Annotated in this window: 15 protein-coding genes; 10 read left to right on the plus strand and 5 right to left on the minus strand. The window is 69.9% G+C overall.

Translation table 11 applies throughout. The features are described 5' to 3' along the window. Together EPO13_02755 and EPO13_02760 are read right to left on the minus strand one after the other, a co-directional pair. Positions 1-135, minus strand: a 135-nt coding sequence (locus EPO13_02755; GenBank protein TAK69926.1) for an amidohydrolase, incomplete at its 3' end; no start/stop codon positions are given. A 305-nt stretch (positions 136-440) separates the two neighbouring features. Beyond that, positions 441-2519 (minus strand): 2-oxoisovalerate dehydrogenase, encoded by a 2079-nt coding sequence (locus tag EPO13_02760; protein ID TAK69927.1) that lies wholly within the window; start codon positions 2517-2519, stop codon positions 441-443. A gap of 47 nt (positions 2520-2566) precedes the next feature. Between EPO13_02760 and EPO13_02765 the strand changes: the two genes are divergently transcribed. From EPO13_02765 to EPO13_02780, 4 genes are all read left to right on the plus strand, one after another. Further along, complete coding sequence (locus EPO13_02765) at positions 2567-2998, plus strand: hypothetical protein (GenBank protein TAK69928.1); 432 nt, start codon at positions 2567-2569, stop codon at positions 2996-2998. Positions 2999-3329: 331 nt separating this feature from the next. Then, entirely contained in the window at positions 3330-4127 is a 798-nt protein-coding gene (locus EPO13_02770) for an SDR family oxidoreductase (GenBank protein ID TAK69929.1), read from the plus strand. Then, positions 4127-4894 carry an SDR family oxidoreductase gene (locus EPO13_02775; GenBank protein ID TAK69930.1) on the plus strand — a complete coding sequence of 256 codons (768 nt, stop codon included), beginning with the start codon at positions 4127-4129 and terminating at the stop codon, positions 4892-4894. The genes EPO13_02770 and EPO13_02775 overlap by 1 nt, the downstream gene beginning before the upstream one ends. Before the next feature lie 122 nt (positions 4895-5016). Further along, positions 5017-5346 (plus strand): antibiotic biosynthesis monooxygenase, encoded by a 330-nt coding sequence (locus EPO13_02780; protein ID TAK69931.1) that lies wholly within the window; start codon positions 5017-5019, stop codon positions 5344-5346. A gap of 101 nt (positions 5347-5447) precedes the next feature. On the opposite strand, the gene EPO13_02785 is transcribed toward EPO13_02780, so the two are convergent. Beyond that, positions 5448-6131, minus strand: coding sequence for a TetR/AcrR family transcriptional regulator (locus tag EPO13_02785; protein ID TAK69932.1), 684 nt, complete (start codon positions 6129-6131; stop codon positions 5448-5450). Positions 6132-6214: 83 nt separating this feature from the next. On the opposite strand from EPO13_02785, the gene EPO13_02790 reads away from it, so the two are divergent. The 4 genes from EPO13_02790 to EPO13_02805 all read left to right on the plus strand — a co-directional run bounded on the left by EPO13_02790 (position 6215) and on the right by EPO13_02805 (position 10428). Next, positions 6215-7210: an NADPH:quinone oxidoreductase family protein gene (locus EPO13_02790; GenBank protein TAK69933.1), complete on the plus strand. Its 996-nt coding sequence runs from the start codon at positions 6215-6217 to the stop codon at positions 7208-7210. Between the two features lie 70 nt (positions 7211-7280). Further along, positions 7281-8327, plus strand: coding sequence for a phosphotransferase family protein (locus EPO13_02795; GenBank protein TAK70424.1), 1047 nt, complete (start codon positions 7281-7283; stop codon positions 8325-8327). Then, positions 8324-9085, plus strand: a complete 762-nt coding sequence (locus EPO13_02800; GenBank protein TAK69934.1) for a glucose 1-dehydrogenase — start codon at positions 8324-8326, stop codon at positions 9083-9085. The genes EPO13_02795 and EPO13_02800 overlap by 4 nt, the downstream gene beginning before the upstream one ends. Before the next feature lie 65 nt (positions 9086-9150). After that, positions 9151-10428, plus strand: a complete 1278-nt coding sequence (locus EPO13_02805; GenBank protein ID TAK69935.1) for an acyl-CoA dehydrogenase — start codon at positions 9151-9153, stop codon at positions 10426-10428. 55 nt (positions 10429-10483) lie between these two features. Here the strand turns inward: EPO13_02805 and pdxH are convergent, their stop codons facing one another. Continuing rightward, positions 10484-11134: a pyridoxamine 5'-phosphate oxidase gene (gene pdxH / locus EPO13_02810; protein ID TAK70425.1), complete on the minus strand. Its 651-nt coding sequence runs from the start codon at positions 11132-11134 to the stop codon at positions 10484-10486. A gap of 170 nt (positions 11135-11304) precedes the next feature. Here pdxH and EPO13_02815 point away from each other — a divergent pair, with 170 nt between their 5' ends. Further along, entirely contained in the window at positions 11305-12432 is a 1128-nt protein-coding gene (locus EPO13_02815; protein ID TAK69936.1) for a citrate synthase 2, read from the plus strand. 58 nt (positions 12433-12490) lie between these two features. Continuing rightward, the gene (locus EPO13_02820; protein ID TAK69937.1) at positions 12491-13621 is read left to right on the plus strand and encodes a phosphoserine transaminase; all 1131 of its coding nucleotides are present in this window, start codon (positions 12491-12493) and stop codon (positions 13619-13621) included. Positions 13622-13655: 34 nt separating this feature from the next. Here the strand turns inward: EPO13_02820 and EPO13_02825 are convergent, their stop codons facing one another. Continuing rightward, positions 13656-15170: a hypothetical protein gene (locus tag EPO13_02825; GenBank protein ID TAK69938.1), complete on the minus strand. Its 1515-nt coding sequence runs from the start codon at positions 15168-15170 to the stop codon at positions 13656-13658. Between the last annotated feature and the right edge of the window lie 9 nt (positions 15171-15179).

The raw sequence follows: 15179 nt of genomic DNA on the forward strand, positions 1-15179 counted from the left end.
CTTCTCATTCCACTCCACCAAGAACGCGTCGAACTCTTCCCGGAACTTCGGATCCAAATACGGACGGTAATCCTCCATCAGCGCACCAGCATGACCGTCGCTGGAGATGATCGTGAACGCGTTACTCGTTGACATGGAACTGCCTCCAGCGTGGTCGAAGGGCGCTTACCGCGACGCTATCCAGTGTCTCACTGACGCCGTCGCCGGGACATCCGGGACGCCCCCCACGTCGGCACCAGGCCGACGTCCGCCGTCCGCCTGCGTCGCCGCGACAGGACGGCCAACTGCCCGCGTCGAGCCCCGGCTGAGCCGAACCGGGTGAAGGACCGCTGCCCGCCCTGATCATCCGACATCGGAAGGTTTTTGAAACGGAGTAGACCAGTCGCGGCAGAGTACGGGGAGCGCGGTGGGAGCGTCAATAGTCTGACTCCGGCAGTCAGTCAGTAGCTGGCCAGCTCCCGCACTGCGGTGACGATGTCCGCGCGGCCGGGCAACCAGGCCTGTTCGAGGTTCGGCGCGTACGGGACGGGACTGGCCGGTCCGCCCAGCCGGACGATGGGGCCGTCCAGATCGGCGAAGCAGTCCGCACCGACGCGCGCCGCGATCTCGGCGCCGAGTCCGTGGGCGGTAACGCCCTGTCCGGCGATGAGGAGCTTGCTGGTGCGGCGCACCGATCCCTGCACGGTGGCGTAGTCGACCGGCGCCACTGTCCGCAGGTCGATGACCTCGACATCGATGCCGTCGGTCGCGAGCTCCGCCGCGGCCGCGAGGGCCTCGTTCACCATCTGCGACCAGGCCACCACGGTCAGGTCCGAACCCGGCCGGACGACAGCAGCCGAGCCGATCGGGACGACGTAGTCCTCCGGCGGACGGGGTCCCCGGACCCCGTACAACAGCCGGTTCTCGATCACCACGACCGGATCGGGATCCAGAATCGCCGCGCGCAGCAGGCCATAGGTGTCGGCCGGAGTCGCCGGCATGACGACCTTGAGACCCGGCACGTGGGCGAGCAGGGCTTCCAGACTCTGCGAGTGCTGGCTGCCCGAGGAACGACCGATCCCGTACTGCGTCCTGATCGTCAGTCCCATCGGCGCCCGCCCGCCGGTCATATAACCGAGCTTGGCCGCCTGGTTCATGATCTGGTCGAAGCAGACCCCGATGAAGTCCAGGTACATGATCTCGACGACCGGCCGCATCCCGGCCATCGCCGCACCGACGGCCACGCCCACGATGGCCGTCTCCGAGATCGGCGTATCCAGCACGCGTCGTCCGAACCGCTCGTGAAGCCCCCGGGTCAACCCGAACACGTTGCCCCCCGCACCGACGTCGATACCGGCGATGAACACCTCCGGATCGGTCGCCAACGACACCTCGAGCGCATCGTGGACGGCGTCCATCGTGCGGAATACCGGAGTCGTGGCAGTGGCTGCCGCCGGCGTCCACGCGCCCGCAGCCGGCCCGCCCGAGACCGGTGCGGTGGACGTCTCGGCCTGGCTCGTCGCCGGCTGTCCGACCGGGGCGACGATCGGCCGGCGCCAGGTGTAGTCGGTCAGCGTGGCCGGATCCGGCGCGGCCGCGGACCGCGCCTGCTGCACCGCCTTGTCGATCAGCTCGCCGATTGCATCGTCGATTTCGTCCAGCCGCGAGACGGCGACGCCCTCGGCGATCAGCCGCTGACGCTGCCGGGCGATGGGGTCGCGTTCGGCCATGGCAGCCCGCAGTGCGTCGTTGTCCCGGTAGCGCTGCGGGTCGCCCTCGTAGTGGCCGCGCCAGCGATAGGTGGTGGCCTCGATCATGGCCGGGCCGGCTCCGGCCCGGACCCCGGCGACGACCTCGGCCATCAGCTCGGCGACGGCGACGACGTCGTCGCCGTCGACCGCCCAGAACGGGATGCCGTAGCCGGCCGCCCGGTCGCGCAGCGAGGCCGCGTGCAGCTGGTCGTGCCGGCTGAACTCGGCAAATCCGTTGTTCTCGCAGACGAACACCACCGGGCTGGACCACGCCCGCGCCAAGTTGACTGCTTCGTGGAAGGCGCCGTGCGCCACGGCGCCGTCGCCGAAGAACGACACGGTCACCAGGCCGTCCTGCCGAAGCTGGCTCGCCGTCGCGGCGCCCACGGCGATCGGCAGTCCCGCAGCGACGATGCCGTTGGCCCCGAAGATGCCCTGGGTGGGATCGGCGATGTGCATCGAGCCGCCACGTCCGGAGTTCGTCCCGGTCTGCCGGCCCATCAGCTCGGCGAGCATCGCCACCGGGTCCAGTCCCTTGGCCAGGCAATGACCATGGCCGCGGTGCGTCGAGGTGATGACGTCATGGGTACCCAACGGCCAGCAGGCGCCCACCGCCACGGCCTCCTGGCCGACCGACAGGTGGACGAAACCGGGTATCTCGCCCTGGCTGTACAGCGAACCGACCCGTTCCTCGAAAACTCGGATCAGGACGAGTTGGCGGTACATGTCGAGGCCGTCGTCGAGCTCGGCCGCGGCCTGCACGGACCCGGCTGCCACCGCTTCGGTCATGACCGGGAGTATGCGACACATCGACGTCGTCGACGGAAGGGCAGCCGGTGGACGACCCCACGGACTCGGTCGAGATCCTGGTGATGAGCACTCCCGGTCACCAGGAAAACGCCGACCTGCACGACGGCCTGGTGGATCTGATCGAAAGCGGCGACATCCGGATCCTCGATCTGGTCGCCGTACGGCGGCACCCGGATGGTTCGGCGACCTTGATCGACCGGACCGCCGCAACAGAGCGGTTCGGCTTCGCCGCGGTTATCGCCGTGACCGGCCAGCTGATGAGCCACGACCAACTGGCCGCGGTGGCCGATCGAGTTCCGCTGGGCACGACGACCGCGGTCATGGTGTTCGAGCATCTGTGGCTGCGACGGGCATTGGACGCCATCACCGCAACCGGGGCCACGGTGCGCCTCCACGAGCTCTGCCCGGCGTCCGACGTGCGGTCGCTGCTGCGCCGTACCCGGCTTCCCGCGAGCTGAGCGCACCCGACTCTGGTTGGCCCAGAACCCGACTCTGGTTGGCCCAGAAAAGGTCCCGCGGGTGACACCACGGTGAGTGGTCACGACGTCCGGGTGGTGCAACTGCTTGACAGGACCAAGTCGCTCGATAGCATGACCGCGAAATAGCGCAGGCGGTCGACTGTTTGCTGGCCGTTTCGGCACGTCACGGGGCCCGGTCGCCCTGGCAGTGTCCAGCCGGACTGATCCGCTGGTCGTCTCCGTCGTCGACTTCGCCGCACGACAGGTCCGCAGCCGCCACCGTGCGCGGCATCCTTCATGCGCCTGTGCCGACTGGGAAGGTGGAGGTCCGATGTCGACTGAACTGGCGGGCAAGGTCGCCGTCGTCACCGGCGGCGCACGCGGCATCGGTCGCGCCTGCGCCCTCCGGCTGGCATCGCTGGGCGCCAAGGTTGCCGTCGTCGACCGGAATCTGGCCGGTGCCGCCGAGTTCGGTGAGCAGCTCGGTGCGGACTCCGTCGAAGACGAACTGCGTGCGCTAGCCGGAGACGCCGCGGCCTACCAGGCCGATCTCGGCTCGGGCGGTGGGGCCGACGCTGTGATGGAAGCAGTGCGCCAGAACTGGGGGCGGCTCGACGTCCTGGTCACTGCCGCCGGTGGGGGGATCACGCCGTACGAGCGCAGCCGGGCCAGCGACACCACCGACGAGGATCTCGCCGTACAACTGCAGGCCAACCTGTGGTCGATGATTACCAGCTGCCGGGCAGCTGTCCCGCTGATGCGAGACTCCGGCGGGGGCTCGATCGTGACGATCGGCAGCACGGCAGGCTTTGCCCTGGCCATGCCGGACGGCCACGTCGCCGCCTACGGGGCGGCGAAAGCAGGGGTGCACCACTTCACCCGCTACCTGGCCGCCGACGTCGGCCGGTGGAACATCCGGGTGAACTGCATCGCTCCCGGCGTGATCGCCACTGCACGACTCAACGCGCAGTCGGTCAGCCACGGTCTCACCGACGACGTGGCCAGCTCGATTCCGTTGGGCCGGCGGGGGACCCCGGAGGACATCGCCGATGCCGTGCAGTACTTCGCCACGCCGCTGTCGGCGTATGTCAGCGGACAACTCCTCCCCGTGAACGGTGGCAGTCACTGATGGGCCTGAGCGAGTTCAACATCGAGGGCCTCGTCGTCGGGATCTCCGGTGGCGGCAAGGGCATCGGGCGCGCCTTGGTCCTCAAGGCCGCCGAGGCAGGCGCCCACGTGTTCACCTGCAGCCGCACTCCTGCCGACCTCGACAGTGTGCTGGCGGAGGCGAAAGATCTCCCGGGCCGCTGCGAAGCGACCACGATCGACCTGACCAGCCCGACCGGACCTGACGAGTTCATCGCCTTCGGAGCCAAGACCTTCGGCCGGATCGACGCGACGATCAACAACGTCGGCTACAACTTCGCCCGCCCCGCTCTGGAGTACTCGCGCGCCGAAGTCGACAACTTCTACCACATCAACCTCGGCTCGCTGTATGCCTGCTGCGTCGCGGCTGCGCAACACATGGTGGACCACTCGGTCGCCGGCTCGATCGTCAACATCACCTCGAAGGCCGGCCTGATCGCCGCGCCGCTGCGCGCGCCGTACAGCGCGATGAAGGCCGGCGCCACGCACCTCACCCGAAGCTTGGCCGCGGAATGGGCCGAGTACGGAATCCGGGTCAACGCCGTATCACCGGGTGCCACCGCAACGCCCCTGATGGCGGGCAACGTCAACCTCGACCTCAGTTCCGTCCTCGACAAGATCCTGCTCGGTCACCGGCAGGCGACGCCCGAGGAAGTGGCGCTGCCTGCCCTCTTCCTGCTCAGCCCGGCCGCCGGCCGGATGACCGGTCAGGTCCTCGCCGTCGACGGCGGTTCGTCGCTGGGCGTCTGACAAGGCCCGATACGACCGGAGCAGGATCATCGCTCGATTCGACCGACCAGCACCCGGACCGCGCAGCACTCCGCTGTTCGTCCAACCCCGACACCAGGGGAACTCGTCGCCATAGGAGGAACATGTCCGCCGACCCCGTCATCCTCGTCGCCACTGTGACGCCGCTGCCCGAGCACCGCGAGGAGGTCCGCGCGGCAGCCACCGCTGCGGTGCCCGCGGCCCACGCCGAGGACGGCTGCGTGCTGTTCGCCTTGCACGAGACCGACGACGCGTTCGTCATCGTCGAAATCTGGCGCGACGAGGAAGCCCTCACCGCTCACAGCGTGGGGCCGCAGTTGACCGAGTTCCGGGCTGCCGTGCGCGGCAAGCTGACCGGCCGCATCGCCGTACAGCGACTGTCGGCGATGCCGCTGGGCGAGGCGGACAAGGGCGTCCTGCGTCCCGTCGGCTAGCGAACCGCTCGGGGGTGGCTGCCGGTGCCGGCACCCCGGGCTGTTCGGCGGGCAATCCCGAGCCGCGGGCGGGGCACGAGCAGGTCGAGGCCGGTCGACGATCAGGTCCGCGATCGGCCCTTGCCCCGGGCCACCCGATCGCGACGCAGCAGGCCGGCACCGGCCAGACAGAACTCGACCACGGCAGACACCTCGGCCGGGGTCGCCGGTGCCAGTTCTGCGATGTGGCGGTTCAGGGCGCCCATCGTGACGTCGTGGACCGCGAAGGCGTCCACCCGGGGATTGCTCGCGCCGGCCTGCCGCATCGGCGTCACCAACATGAGGCCGAGCGTCTCGCGGATATCCGTGGCCTCGGCGACCCGGCGTCCCTGAATCGCGTACACCTGCCGGGTGACCGCCCGGGATTCCAGGGAGATCCGGCGGGTCTTGCTCTGCGCCAGCACGCCCTCGATCCACCGCACGACCTGGCGGTCCGGTTCAGTTTCCTTGCCCATCTGATGGGTCAGGTAGGACCGCAGCCGCTGTACGCCGCGGTCCATGACCGCGAGAATTACATCGTCCTTGCCGGCGAAGTAACGGTAGAAGGCCTGATTCGACGTCCCCGCCGCGGCGATGATGTCGGCAACCCGTGGGCTGTCCGGTTCGGCCGCGCAGATCACCTCCAGCGCCGCGTCCAGGATTCGCTCCACCTCGGCGGCCGCGTCGCGGGTACGTCCATCCAGGCCGCGCTCGATCGCCTTGGCGGCCAACGCCACTGGTGGATTGGCCCCGTTGCTGCTGGTCACGGCTGGACACTATGGTCGCCAGGCTCCCGCCGCCAAGAGAACAGTCGTCTCGTCGCGGGATTCGCTGAGAAAGGTCGGTCGCCGTGCTCGCAGCGCAGGTACCTGTCCACGGAGATCCCGAGGTCATTCAGATCCTCGAGATCCCCGATCCGGTGCCCGGTGCCGGCGAGGTCGTGGTGGACGTCGTGGCCGCCGGGGTGAACTTCCCCGACGTCCTGGTGGTCGCCAACAAGTATCAGGTGTCGATCGAACCACCGTTCGTCCCCGGCACGGAGTACGCCGGTATCGTCCGGTCGGTCGGCTCCGACGTGACGCAGTGGCGACCGGGCGACCGGGTTCACGGCTGGTCGATGGTCGGCGCGTTCGCCGAACAGATCTGCGTACCAGCCGACAGGCTCAGTCGGCTCCCCGACGGCGTCGGATTCGGCGTGGGCGCCACGTACTACGTGCCGTACCTGACCGCGCAGCACAGCCTGCGCTCGGTCGCCGACGTCCAGCCGGGCGAATGGGTTTGCGTCCTGGGTGCCGCCGGCGGAGTCGGCCTGGCGACGATCGAACTCGCGCAGACCATGGGCGCTCGGGTCATCGCCGCGGCCTCAAGTACCGAGAAGCTGCAGCTGTGCCTCGCGCGGGGCGCCAGCCACGCGATCGACTACGTCGCGGACGACCTGCGGGACCGTTTGAAGGAGATCACCGGCCGCGGTGCCGACGTGGTCATCGACCCGGTGGGCGGACGATGGTCCGAGCGAGCGATTCGCGCCACGGCTTTCGGCGGGCGCTTCGTGACAGTCGGCTACGCCTCCGGAGAGATCCCGCGGATCCCGCTCAACCTGGTCCTCCTCAAGGGCCTGGCCATTCTCGGCATCGACATGCGGACGTTCTCCACCAACGCCCCCGACCGTTACCGGCGTGACGTCGAGGAACTGGAACAGACCTTGATCAGCGGTCACATCAATCCCCAGGTGGGTGACGTCTGGCCGTTGCGAGACGTCCCGACGGCCCTGCGGCGGGTCGCCGACCGGCTGGTCCTGGGCAAGACCATCGTCCACGTCGCCCCGGAGGTACCCCTGCAGATTTGACGTTCTGCCATGGGGGAACGTTATTCTGCACGCGGAGAGAGGTGGTGTCGTGAGTTCGGTCCGCGAGACAGTGGACTCTGGCGACCTCGGCTACTTGCGTCCCGCCGCTCTCGCCCACTGGCTGGACGCGCACGGCGCTCCCGGCGCCGGCGAACCCCTGTCGATCGAACGGCTCTCCGGCGGCACGCAGAACGACCTGTTCGCACTCCAACGCGGCGAGCACCGCATGGTGTTGCGGCGGCCCCCCCGAGTCGTGCCGAGCGGGCGCGCCCAAGGGATGCGCCGGGAACACCGCCTGCTGCAGGCGTTGCGCGGCACCGACGTACCGCATGCGCGCCTGATCGCCGGTGATGACAGCGACGACTTGATGGGCACTCCGTTCTACGTCATGGAGTGGGTCGAGGGCTGGTCACCGACGAAGCAATGGGAAACCCCTTTCGATGTCGATCTCGAGGCGCGCCGCGAGCTGGCCTTCGAGCTGATCGAGAGCGCGGGGCAGCTCGCCCGGGTCGACTGGCGGGCCAACGGCCTGGAGGGCTTCGGCCGTCCAGAGGGGTTCCACGAGCGGCAGGTCGACCGGTGGCTGGCCTATCTGGACGAGTACCGGGTGCGCGATCTCGACGGGATCGACGTCGCGTCGGATTTCCTCCGCCGGCATCGCCCGGACACCTTCACCCCGGGCATCATGCATGGCGACTACCAGCTGTTCAACGTGATGTTCCGGCACGGGCTTCCGGCCAGCCTGGCCGCGATCATCGACTTCGAGATGACGACCATCGGCGATCCCCTGGTCGACCTCGGTTGGGCCGTGCTCGACTGGGGACCGGGCTGCGAGGACATCCGGCGCGTCGAGGTCGACCTCGCCGGAATGCCCGAGCCGGCCGAGGCGCTGGCCCGGTACACCGCCGTCAGCGGGCTGACCACCGACCGCCTCGACTACTACGTCGTCCTGGCCCGCTGGAAACTCGCGATCGTTCTGGAGAAGAGCTACGCGCGGTGGCAGGCCGGCGAAGCCGTCGATCCTGCGGTGTACCGGTTCGAGGAACTCATCCCGAACCTCATGCGACAGGCTGCCGAACTCGCCAGCACCTCCGACCTCGAAGAGAGACACCTATGAGCTATCTGGATGACGTGTTCGGCCTGTCAGGCAAGGTCGCCCTGGTCACGGGGGGCAGCCGAGGGCTGGGGCGCGAGATGGTGCTGGCGTTCGCCCGGGCAGGCGCCGACGTGCTGATCGCGAGCCGGAAGATCGAGACCTGCGACGAGGTCGCCGAGGAGGTCCGGCGTGAGACCGGCCGCCGCGCCGAGACCTTCGCCGCTCACATGGGTCGGTGGGAGCAGGCCGACGCACTGGCGGACTATGCCTACGAGACCTTCGGGCGGGTCGACATCCTGGTGAACAACGCCGGGATGTCCCCGCTGTACGACGGTGTGGAGAACGTCACCGAGAAGCTGTACGACGCCACGCTCAACCTCAATCTCAAGGGCCCGTTCCGGCTGTGTGCCCTGGTGGGTTCCCGCATGGTGCGCGACGGCGGCGGATCGATCATCAACGTCAGCAGCGTGTCGTCGATCCGGCCCGAGCCGGGCACTCTGCCGTACGGGGCGGCCAAGGCCGGTCTCAACTCCCTCACCCAGGGCTTCGCCCGCGCGCTGGGCCCGACGGTTCGCGTGAACGCGCTGCTGTGCGGGCCGTTCCTCACCGACGTGAGCAAGGCCTGGGACATGGCCGCCTCCGAGGCGAAGGCACAGAACTTTGCCTCGAAACGTCTCGGCAGGCCGGAGGAGATCATCGGCGCTGCCCTCTTCCTCGCCTCCGACGCTTCGAGCTACACCACCGGCTCACTGGTCCATTCCGACGGCGGCATGCCGTAACGCGGAGACGACGCGACCGCGACCTCGGCGTCGCACGACAGCACACCTTGTGGAGGGCTACGAGCATGGCATGGGACTTCATCACCGAACCTGAGTTCCAGGAGAAACTGGACTGGACCAGCGAGTTCGTCCGCGAACACGTCGAACCGCTCGACGTACTCTGGCCGTGGGACAACTACAAGGAGCTGACCCCGGAGCAGGCAGCAGTCGTCCTGCCGCTGAAGGAGCAGGTGCGAGCCCAGGGACTGTGGGCCTGCCACCTCGGGCCGGAGCTCGGCGGCAAGGGCTACGGCCAACTCAAGCTGGCCCAGCTCAATGAGATCCTGGGCCGGACCTACTGGGGACCACGGATCTTCGGCTGCGCCCCGCCGGACACCGGCAACGCCGAGATCCTCGCCCATTTCGGGACCGCGGAGCAGAAGGCGCGGTACCTGCAGCCGCTGCTGGACGGCGACATCGTCTCGTGCTACTCCATGACGGAGCCGCAAGGCGGTGCGGACCCGGCCGTGTTCACCACGACGGCCACCCGGGACGGCGACGAGTGGATCATCAACGGCTGGAAGTACTTCTCCTCCAACGCCCGCTACGCGACGTTCCTCATCGTCATGGCCGTCACCGACCCCAACGCCGGCCTCTACCAGGGCATGTCCATGTTCATCGTCCCGGCTGACGCTCCCGGGGTGGACATGGTCCGCCACGTCGCGGCCGCCGGCGAGCCGGACGAGCACGGCTCCCATTCGCTCATCCACTACGACAACGTCCGCGTCCCCCAGGACGCCATGCTCGGCGGCGAAGGTCAAGCCTTCCTCGTCGCACAGACCCGCCTCGGCGGTGGCCGCGTACACCACTCGATGCGGGCGGTCGGCATGGCACAGCGTTCACTCGACGCGATGGCCGAGCGGGCGCTGAGCCGGGTGACGAAGGGTCAGCAGCTGGCGAACTTCGAGTTCGTGCAGGGCGACCTGGCCGACTCCTACCTGCAGGTGCAGCAGCTGCGGCTGCTGGTCATGTACACCGCCTGGAAGATCGACAAGTACGAGGACTACAACCTCGTCCGCAAGGAAATCTCCGCCATCAAGGTCGCGGCGCCGAAGGTGCTCGAAGACGTTGCGCGCCGCGCGATCCAGCTGCACGGCGCGCTCGGCATCAGCAACGACGTGCCCTTCATGGGCTTCATGCTGTGGGGCATCCACATGGCGCTGGCCGACGGCCCGACCGAGGTGCACAAGGTCACAATCGCCCGGCAGCTGTTGCGTGACTACCAGGGCATCGACGAGATGTGGCCCACCGAGTACATCCCGCACCGCCGGGAAAAGGCGAACCAGGAACTGCTCGGCAAGTAGCCGGTCACGCGAGCCCCGTGCCCAGACCTCGCGGGCCGGGTGGTGGGGCGGCGGCTCACGGCGCCAGCCGCTCCACCACCCACGCCGCGGCATCGTCGAGCCGGGCCAGACGGTCCGCGGCCGTGCGGTAGCGGAATCTGTCGTGCAGCCGCGACGGTCGGCCGTGCCACAGCTCGACGCTGCGCGGCCGTACCAGGTATCCGCCCCAGAAGTCCGGCACGGGAACAGGTTCCGGCTCCGGGTACCGCGCGGCGACATCGGCGTACGACGCCTCCAGGGTCGCCCGATCCGGTAGCACCGAGGACTGCCGGCTGGCCCACGCTGCCAGCTGGGACTCCCGCGGCCGGGAGACGGCGTACGTGTCGCTCTCCGACCGAGGCAGCAGTTCCACCGAACCGGCGACGACGACCTGTCGGCCCATCGCGTACCAGGGAAACACGAGCGACGCCTGCGGGTTGGCAGCCAGCTCGCGACCCTTGTGTGAGCGATGGTTGGTGAAGAACACGAAGCCGCGACCGTCGATCCGCTTCAGCAGCACCGTTCGCGCGGAAGGCCGGCCGTGCTCGTCCGCCGTGCCGAGCACCATCGCGTTGGGTTCGGCCACGGCCGCGGCGACGGCATCGGCGAGCCACCCGGCAAAGGCGGCCAGTGGCGTCGCCGGGAGAGTGTCGACGTCCCACGACGGCGGCTCGTATCCGGCACGCATCCCCGCGAGGTCGCCCGTCTGGTCCGGCCCGGTGCTGGTCACCGCCAGATCACACCACCTCCGCTGTCCGGAGCGACCGCCGGAGGAGTTGAATGACCGCGACCCCACCCCCGGTCGCCTGCGCCGCACGACGGCGCGGAGGTGTCCAACCGCCCCACGAGGAGTAGCGCATGTCCGACTTCGTCCCCGGACTCGAAGGTGTCATCGCGTTCGAGACCCAGATCGCCGAACCCGACCGAGAAGGCAGCGCGCTGCGCTACCGCGGCGTGGACATCGAGGACCTGGTCGGCCGCGTCTCGTACGGCAACGTCTGGGGTCTGCTCGTGGACAACGAGTTCAACCCGGGGCTGCCGCCCGCAGAGCCCTTCCCGATTCCGGTGCATTCCGGCGACGTACGGGTGGACGTGCAGTCCGCGATCGCGATGCTCGCTCCCGCCTGGGGACTGCGGCCGCTGCTGGACACCGCTGACGCCGATGCGCGCGACCAGCTCGCCCGGGTTTCGGTGATGGCGATGTCGTTCGTCGCGCAGTCCGCGCGCGGGCAGGGCACGCCGATGGTGCCCGAGAGCCGCATCGACGAGGCCAGCACCGTGGTGGAGCGCATGCTCGTGCGGTGGCGCGGCGAACCGGACCCCCAGCACGTGCAGGCCGTCGACGCCTATTTCGTCTCAGCCGCCGAACACGGCATGAACGCCTCGACCTTCACCTCGCGGGTGATCGCCTCCACCGGCGCCGACGTGGCTGCCGCCATCTCCGGCGCCATCGGGGCGATGAGCGGACCGCTGCACGGTGGTGCGCCGTCCCGGGTACTGCACATGATCGAGGAGATCGAGCGCACCGGGGACGCCGGGGCCTACGTGCGCGGTGTCCTCGACCGTGGCGAGCGGCTGATGGGATTCGGCCACCGGGTGTATCGCGCCGAGGACCCGCGGGCGCGCGTCCTGCGCCGGACCGCACGCGAACTCGGCGCGCCGCGGTACGAGGTCGCCGAAGCGCTGGAACGAGCGGCGCTCGAGGAGTTGCGGTCCCGCCGCCCGGACCGCGTCCTGGAAACCAACGTCGAGTTCTGGGCCGCGATCATCCTCGACTTCGCGCAGGTGCCGGCCGCGATGTTCACGTCCATGTTCACCTGTGCGCGGCTGGCCGGATGGAGCGCACACATCCTGGAGCAGAAGCGGACCGGCCGCCTCATCAGGCCGTCGGCGCGCTACGTCGGACCCGGTCCGCGGCGTCCGGAGCAGGTGCCGGGCTGGGACGCGGAGATGGTCGCGCCGTCCGGCTACTCCCCCTCCCGCTGAGCCGGCCGCGGCAGCGCCCCGGGATTTCCAGACCCCCCGGGGCGCCTAGGGTGTGGCCATGGTGAACGCCGCGGACATCGTCATTCCTGCCCACCTGCTGCCCGCCGACGGCCGCTTCGGCTCCGGCCCGTCGAAGGTCCGCACCGAGCAGGTCGACGCCCTTCGCGCGGTCGCCACGACGTACCTGGGCACCTCCCACCGGCAGGCCACCGTCCGCGATCAGGTCGCCCGGCTCCGCAGCGGGCTCGCCGAGCTCTTCACGGCCCCCGACGGCTACGAGGTCATCCTGGGCAATGGCGGGTCGACCGCGTTCTGGGACGCCGCGACCTTCGGACTCATCCGCGACCGGGCACAGTTCCTGTCGTTCGGCGAGTTCGGCTCGAAGTTCGCCGCCGCGGCCGCCGCCGCGCCGCAGCTGGGCACTCCTACCGTCATCACCAGCGAACCCGGGGATGCCCCGGAGTTCACCGCCGAGGCGGGCGTGGACGCGTACGCGACGCCGCACAACGAGACCTCGACCGGTGTCGCCGTCACCCCCCGCCGGGTCGCCGGCGCCGACGACGACGCGCTGCTGCTGGTCGACGCGACCTCCGGCGCGGGCGGCCTGGCCGTCGATCTGGCCGAGGTCGACGCGTACTACTTCGCGCCGCAGAAGAACTTCGGGTCGGACGGCGGCCTGTGGCTCGCCGTCCTCTCGCCGGCCGCGATCGCGCGCGTCGAGCAGCTGACGGCCAGCGGCCGGTGGACCCCGGCGTTCCTCGATCTGGCCATCGCGATCGAGAACTCCCGGCTGCAGCAGACGTACAACACTCCCGCCCTCGCGACGATCTTCCTGATGGCCGAGCAGGTCGACTGGTTCAACTCCCAGGGCGGTCTGTCGTGGTGCGTCGACCGGACCCGGCAGTCGTCCTCGTTGCTGTACGACTGGGCCGACAAGAGCCCGGTGGCAACGCCGTACGTCGTCGACCCGGCGAAACGCTCGCAGGTCGTGGTCACCATCGACTTCGTCCCCCAGATCGACGCGGCGACGATCGCCAAGGTGTTGCGGCGCCACGGCATCGTCGACGTGGAGCCGTACCGCAAGCTCGGCCGCAACCAGTTGCGGGTCGCCGTCTTCCCGGCCGTCGAACCGGACGACGTCGCGGCACTGGTCTCCTGCCTGGACTACGTCACAGCAGCACTGGGCTGACGCCCATTCAGCGGCTGCGCCGCTCGACGCCTACTCAGCGGCTGCGCCGCTCGACGACGACGATGAGGACGGCCGCCGCCAGCACCAGCAGCCCGGCCACCACGGCCCGGCCCAGCTGCGGCCCCGGCTCGGCCACCGCGGCGGCCGCCGCGGTACCGCCCGCGTCACCGGCTGCGGGAGTTGCTCCCGAGGTCGCCGCTGGGGTAGCCGCCGGCTGCGGATCGGCGGCGATCGCCGCGGCTGTCCACGCCTGCCTGGGCAGCTCGACCCGCCAGAGCCGGCCGTCCCGTTCGCTGGCCACGAACAGGCCGCGACCGTCCGAGGTCCAGGCGACGGCCTCGCCCTGAGGTTGGGCGGGCAGCGCCACGCGGGCCAGTTGCTGTCCGGTGGGCACGCCGTCGTACACCGTGGCTGCCACGTAGTCGCGCAGCACCGTACGGCTGCCGTCGCCGGAGACGGCCCCGTCGGTGATCAGTCCCCCCACCGTCGCACCCTTGACCGCCAGCAGCGGCGAACGGCCGGTCAGCGGCGGCAGCGCGTAGGCGGCGCCGCTCGCCAGCAGTTTGCTGACCACCCACAGCCGCGGCCGGGTCGGATCGGCCAGCAACGCCTCGGCGTCGTGCGACCCGTCGGGATACCGGAAGGAGTACGGCGTCGCGGTGACGGTCTGGTCGACCAGCCGCGCGGGCTCCGGTACGGCGGCCACCGACACCGACTGCTGGGTAGCGGTGTTGTCGCCGATGTCGCCGACCCACAGCACCGGTCGACCGGCGGCGTCGCTGCCCGCGGCGACGGCCTCGAGATCGCGCGCCCGGATGCCGGCGATCGTCAGGCGCGCCCGGATCCGGCAGGTCGAGGTATCGAGCGCGTACAACAACGGCCCGCCGCCGGAATCCTCGTGCAACCAGAGGATGCCGGGATGCCGGGCCGACGGTGCCATCCCGCTGATCTCGTTCAGCCGGTTGTCCGCGATCGTGCAGGCCACCGTCGCCGAAGCCGGCGTGGCCGGGCTCACGGGAGCGGCGACGACCGGGCCGGCGAACGCCACGGCACTGGCCGGACCCGCGGCCACGACGCCGATCAGGACGATCGCCGCCACTGGCCACCCGATCCGGGTCCGGCGGCCGCTGCGGCGAGGGTGCCGGAGCCGATCGTGCGGCACGCGGCGAAACGACCGGGCTGGCACGTCGGCGATCTTTGCACCACGAGGTCCTAACCTTGCGCCCGTGAGCCCTACCGAGCCGTCGATCCTGTCCGGCTCCGCCACCGGGCCACGCGGGCCTCGCCCGGTGTGGCCGCGAGCGTTGGCCGTCGTCGGCGTCGCCGCTGTCGGCGGGCTGCTGGCCGGGGCGGTGTGGGGGCTGTCGGGACGCAGCTCGGGCGCGCCGTCGGCCTCGCCGAGCGGTTCGCCGACTCCCAGCGCTTCGCCGTCTCGGCCCAACTCCTCGCCGAGTCGCTCGACCAGCTCGCCGAGCAGTTCGGCGAGCAGCTCGGGCCCGGCGGCATCCACGCCGCCAGCGGCGCCGGCCGGCAACGCGTTGTCCAGCAACGGCTGGAC

The sequence above is a fragment of the Actinomycetota bacterium genome (genome assembly GCA_004297305.1).
Taxonomy (GTDB): domain Bacteria; phylum Actinomycetota; class Actinomycetes; order S36-B12; family FW305-bin1; genus FW305-bin1.

Excerpts from the sequence above, each read along its gene's own strand:
- EPO13_02760 (TAK69927.1), bottom strand. The coding sequence starts at position 2,519 with ATGACCGAAGCGGTGGCAGCCGGGTCCGTGCAGGCCGCGGCCGAGCTC.
- EPO13_02770 (TAK69929.1), top strand. The coding sequence starts at position 3,330 with ATGTCGACTGAACTGGCGGGCAAGGTCGCCGTCGTCACCGGCGGCGCA.
- EPO13_02775 (TAK69930.1), top strand. The coding sequence starts at position 4,127 with ATGGGCCTGAGCGAGTTCAACATCGAGGGCCTCGTCGTCGGGATCTCC.
- EPO13_02780 (TAK69931.1), top strand. The coding sequence starts at position 5,017 with ATGTCCGCCGACCCCGTCATCCTCGTCGCCACTGTGACGCCGCTGCCC.
- EPO13_02800 (TAK69934.1), top strand. The coding sequence starts at position 8,324 with ATGAGCTATCTGGATGACGTGTTCGGCCTGTCAGGCAAGGTCGCCCTG.
- EPO13_02805 (TAK69935.1), top strand. The coding sequence starts at position 9,151 with ATGGCATGGGACTTCATCACCGAACCTGAGTTCCAGGAGAAACTGGAC.
- pdxH (TAK70425.1), bottom strand. The coding sequence starts at position 11,134 with ATGCGTGCCGGATACGAGCCGCCGTCGTGGGACGTCGACACTCTCCCG.
- EPO13_02815 (TAK69936.1), top strand. The coding sequence starts at position 11,305 with ATGTCCGACTTCGTCCCCGGACTCGAAGGTGTCATCGCGTTCGAGACC.
- EPO13_02820 (TAK69937.1), top strand. The coding sequence starts at position 12,491 with ATGGTGAACGCCGCGGACATCGTCATTCCTGCCCACCTGCTGCCCGCC.